Origin of the sequence: Hymenobacter sp., from assembly GCF_035709525.1 — a bacterium.
Classification (GTDB): Bacteria; Bacteroidota; Bacteroidia; order Cytophagales; family Hymenobacteraceae; genus Hymenobacter.
Genome location: NZ_DASTEP010000157.1, coordinates 1 through 4,611 on the forward strand (window position 1 = coordinate 1; position 4,611 = coordinate 4,611).

General features: G+C 60.4%; 2 protein-coding genes. Both read right to left on the minus strand.

The genetic code is table 11. The annotated features are described in order from the left end of the window. A partial coding sequence (locus tag VFO93_RS13375; protein ID WP_325134881.1) for an efflux RND transporter periplasmic adaptor subunit occupies nucleotides 1-609 on the minus strand: 609 nt, incomplete at its 3' end. A 168-nt stretch (nucleotides 610-777) separates the two neighbouring features. After that, nucleotides 778-4,122: an efflux RND transporter permease subunit gene (locus tag VFO93_RS13380; protein ID WP_325134882.1), complete on the minus strand. Its 3,345-nt coding sequence runs from the start codon at nucleotides 4,120-4,122 to the stop codon at nucleotides 778-780. Nucleotides 4,123-4,611 lie beyond the last annotated feature (489 nt).

Below are 4,611 nucleotides of genomic sequence, written 5' to 3' on the forward strand. Positions count from 1 at the left end.
AACAGCATTGCCACCCGTTACGAGCGTGCCCACGTCCACATTACGCTGGGTCACGGTGCCATTGAAGGGCGCGATTACTTGCCGAAACGAGCGCTGGGCTTGCAACTGCTTCACCACGGCCTGCTGGGCTAGGTACTGCGCCTGGCCGGCATCCAGTTCTTGCTTCGAAATAGCACCGGGTAGCGTCACGCTCTGCAAGCGGCCGAACGAGGTGCGCGCCAGCGCTAGGTTGGCCTGGGCCTGGGCTATTTGCTGGTCGAGCTCGGGTGTGGTGATGGTAGCCAGCACCTGGCCCCGCCGCACGCGCTGGCCGATGTCAGCCTTCCAGCTCTGCACAAAGCCGTTGACGCGGGCAAACAACTCGGTTTCGTGCTGCGAGCGCAGGTCGGCGGGCAGGGTCACGCTGGTGGTGTCGGGCGCGGCTTTGGCGGGCTGCACCGTCACGACGGGTTTGGCGGTAGTTTGGGCCTGTTTTTCTTCGTCGCGGGCGGTGTCGCGGCGGTGGCGCGGCAGCCAGCCCAGCACAAACAGCCCCGCAAATACGACTAAGGCAATGATAATGAGTAGCCAGAAGCGACCGCTGCCGCTATTTCGTTCTTCGGTTGACATTCAGATGGATTACTTGTAAATTGTCTTGGCGCGAGCCCGGCGCGGGGAACCTCACCCCCCGGCCCCCTCTCCAAAAAAGAGGGGGAGCCGACCGCTGGCAGGCGTAAGTGAACGTTATTAGGCGTCAGGCTCCCCCTCTTTTTTGGAGAGGGGGCCGGGGGGTGAGGTTCACGCCGCCTGGGCCTGCGCCTCCTTCGGCTGCTCCTCTTTCTTCTTCAAATAAGAAAACATAATCGGCACGAAGAACAAAGTCGTGACAGTAGCCAGCGTGAGGCCGCCAATCACGGCGCGACCTAGGGGGGCGTTTTGCTCGCCGCCCTCGCCCATGCCTAAGGACATGGGCAGCAGACCGATAATCATGGCTAGGGCTGTCATCAACACCGGGCGCAGGCGGGTGAAGCCAGCGTCGAGGGCTGCGTCGCGCGGGTCGAGGTCGGGCTCCTCTTCGCGGCGCTCGTTGGCGAAGGTCACGAGCAGAATTGAGTTGGCCGTGGCGACCCCGATGCACATGATAGCCCCCATCAGGGCTGGCACGCTCAGCGTGGTCTGGGTGATGAAGAGCATCCAGAGGATGCCCGCCAGCGCGCCCGGTAGGGCCGTGATAATGATGAGCGGGTCGAGCCAGCTCTGGAAGTTCACCGCCATCAGCAAGTAAACCAGTAGGATAGCACCCGCCACGCCCAGCCCTAGGCCAATAAACGACGTCCGCATCGACTCCGACTGCCCGCGCAGGGTGATGGTCGTACCCTTGGGCGCTTCTTTCTGCGCGGCCGCGATGATTTTGCGAATGTCGCCGCTCACGCCGCCTAGGTCGCGCTGGCTCACGCTGGCGTACACGTCCACGGTGCGCTGAATATTGTAATCCGAGGCCACGGCCGTGGTTTCGGTGCGGCGCAGCTGCGCGAAGCTAGTGAGCAGCTGCGGGTTAGGCTGCGTGGCGCCGGTCACGGTGATGTTGCCTAGCGCGTCGGTGGTCGAGAGGTCGCGCGGGGGCGTTTGCACGGCCACGGTGTAGCTCACGCCGTTTTGCGGATTTAGCCACTGGTTGGGGTTGGTTTGGGTACTGGAGGAGAGGTTGACCAGCACGTTGTTGGCAATGTCGCGCTGCGTGAGGCCCGCCTGCTGCGCCCGCACCCGGTCGATATCGAGGCGAATCTGCGGCTGGTCAAACGCTTGGTACACAAACGCATCAACCACGCCCGATACTGCGCCCACTTTCTTGCTTAGCTCCTCGGCAATGCGCTTGTTGGCGGCCTTGTCACGGCCCGATACCTGAATGTCGATGGGCGCGGGCAGACCGAAGTTCAGCGTCTGGTTTACGATATCAGCCGGCTGGAAGAAGATAATCAGGTCGGGGTACTGCTTGTGAATGCGGCGGCGAATCTCCTCGATGTACTCGCCGGTGGGGCCGTGCTCCTCCTTCATGCTCACCAATATCTCGCCGTCGCCCGCCCCAATGGTCGGGTTATCGCTGAGAATGAGGTTAATCGGAATAGCCGGCAGGCCGATGTTATCCAGCACCAAATCCAGCTCGTCTTTCGGAATCACTTGCTTGATAACCTCTTCCACCTGCCGGAAGCGGCGCTCGGTTTCCTCGACCCGCGTGCCGGTGGGCACCCGAATGTGCAGGCGCAGCTGGCCCGCATCCACGGTTGGGAAGAAGTTTTGGCCAATGAACGGGTACAGCCCCAGCGAGCCGATAAAGAGCACCGCAAAGGCCATTACAACCTTCTTGCGGTTGTCCAGCGCCCAGTCGAGCGCCCTAGTGTAGCCGGCCCGAAACTTCTCAAACTGGTGCTCAAACGCCGTGTGCAAGCGCCACACCCAGCTTTTGGTAATGCCATCGGCAGCCTTGCGCTCGGCGTCGGTGATAGACTCCTCGGCTTCCTCCTCGGGCGTGCCGCTGGGGTGCTCTTTCTCAAACTGCTGGCGGCGCAGGCGGGCCAGGTCGCGCTCGTGCTGCGGCACCTCGCGGCCATTGCGGAAGTGCGCGCTCGGTACTTCCTCTTCTTCCTGGGCGTGGTAGATGGGCAACTCCTTGCGCAGCAAGTACATCACCAGCGTGGGTACCAGTGTCCGGCTGAGGATGTAGGAGGCCAGCATGGCGAAAATAACCGCCGTAGCGAGCGGCGCAAAAATGGCCGACGCTACCCCACCTAGGAAAAACACCGGCACAAACACGATGCAAATAGCCAGCGTGGCCACCAGCGCGGGCGTCGCAATTTGCTGCGCCCCATCCAGAATACTGCGCTTCAGGCCCTTTTTCTGGCCCATGTTGCGGTGGATGTTCTCGATTTCCACCGTCGCGTCATCGACCAGGATGCCCACGGCCAGCGAGAGGCCACCTAGGGTCATAATATTCAGGGTCTGGCCCAGAATATTCATCACAATGATGCTGACCAGAATCGAGAGCGGAATGCTGATAGCGATAATCAACGTCGAGCGCCACGAGCCCAGAAACAGCAGAATCATAAGCGCCGTGAGGCCCGCCGCAATGCTGGCCTCCACGATTACACCCTTGATGCTGGCCCGCACGAAAAACGACTGGTCAAACAAGAGTTTGATATTCAAGCCGGGCGGCGCGTTGGCCTGAATGTTCGGCAGCACTTGCTTTATCTTATCGATAATGGCCAGCGTGGAGGCCGAGCCGCTTTTCAGAATCGGAATAATGGCCGTGCGGCGGCCGTTCTGGCGCACCACGTTTTGCTGCACCGCCGCGCCCTCGTGCACAAAAGCCACGTCGCGGATATACACCGTGGTGCCATCAATGGTCTTGATGGGCAGGTCGTTGAGCGTGGCGATGGCCTCGGGGCTGGAGTTCAGCCGCACGTCGTATTCGCGGCTGCCAATCTTGGCCGAGCCGGCCGGGATAATCACGTTCTGGGCCAGTAGCGTGTTCACTACGTCGTTGCCGCTTAGGTTTTTGCCGGCCAGCTTCACGGGGTCGAGGTCGACCATGATTTGCTTCGGTTTACCACCATTCGGCAGCAGCACCGAGGCGCCCTGCACCACCGCCAGGCCGGGCCGGATAAAAGCGTTGGCCGCGTCGAACAGGTCCGACTCACCTAGGGTCTCCGAACTCAGCGACGTCTGCGCAATCGGCACGTTGGAAGCCGAGTAGCGGATGATGAGCGGCGGCGTGATGCCGGGCGGCAGCACCCGCAGCAGCGTTTGGGTGATGGCCGTAATCTGGGCCACGCCCGCATCAGGGTTGGTACCCGGCTGGAAGAATACCTTAATCAAGCCTATGCCTTTAAGGCTCTGACTTTCGAGGTGTTCGACGTTGTTAACGGTCGTGGTGATGGAGCGCTGCACCGGCACCACAATGCGCTGGTTCATCTCCTCCGGCGCGATGCCGTTGTAGGTCCATACGATGCCCACCACCGGAATCGGAATGTCCGGAAAAATGTCCACCGCCATGCGCTGAATCGTCAGCACGCCCCCAATTAATATCAGCAGCGCCATCACCACGAAGGTGTAGGGCCGCGCCAGCGCTAGTCTTACTATCCACATATGTTACTCCAATAGCCCACACCCCGGGCAGCTATGCTACTATAAAAACCCCCTCCATTCGCGCCCAAATTCTGTACTGAAACTGCTTTTGCCAGGAATAGTTACCGAAGCGCAGAAAAGAGGTGCGAGTAGGTAATTGATTCATTAATAATTCATTCGCGCTGCCTGATTGCCTTTAAGACTGGTGAGCAATTAGCCAAACAGCCCGAAGGAACAGGGACGCTCGCGATGCCTCCGCGTTGCAGGCCGACGCCCATGTAACTAGCGGCCTCCTTGGCTGCCAGCGGGAAAAAAAGTCAGCGTTGAGGTTAGCCCAATGCTTGACCTAACGTAGTGAAGCAGGTCGGCACAAGCCAAGAGGAGGTCCGCGCCAATCTGCTAAAGCTGTTCCCAAGGTAGCGTACAGGTGGCGGGTGTAGAGACGCATCCTTGCGTCTCCCGTTAGGCGAGGCTCAGTGACGTAAGGCGCAAAGATGCGTCTCTACACCC

Excerpts from the sequence above, each read along its gene's own strand:
- VFO93_RS13380 (WP_325134882.1), bottom strand. The coding sequence starts at position 4,122 with ATGTGGATAGTAAGACTAGCGCTGGCGCGGCCCTACACCTTCGTGGTG.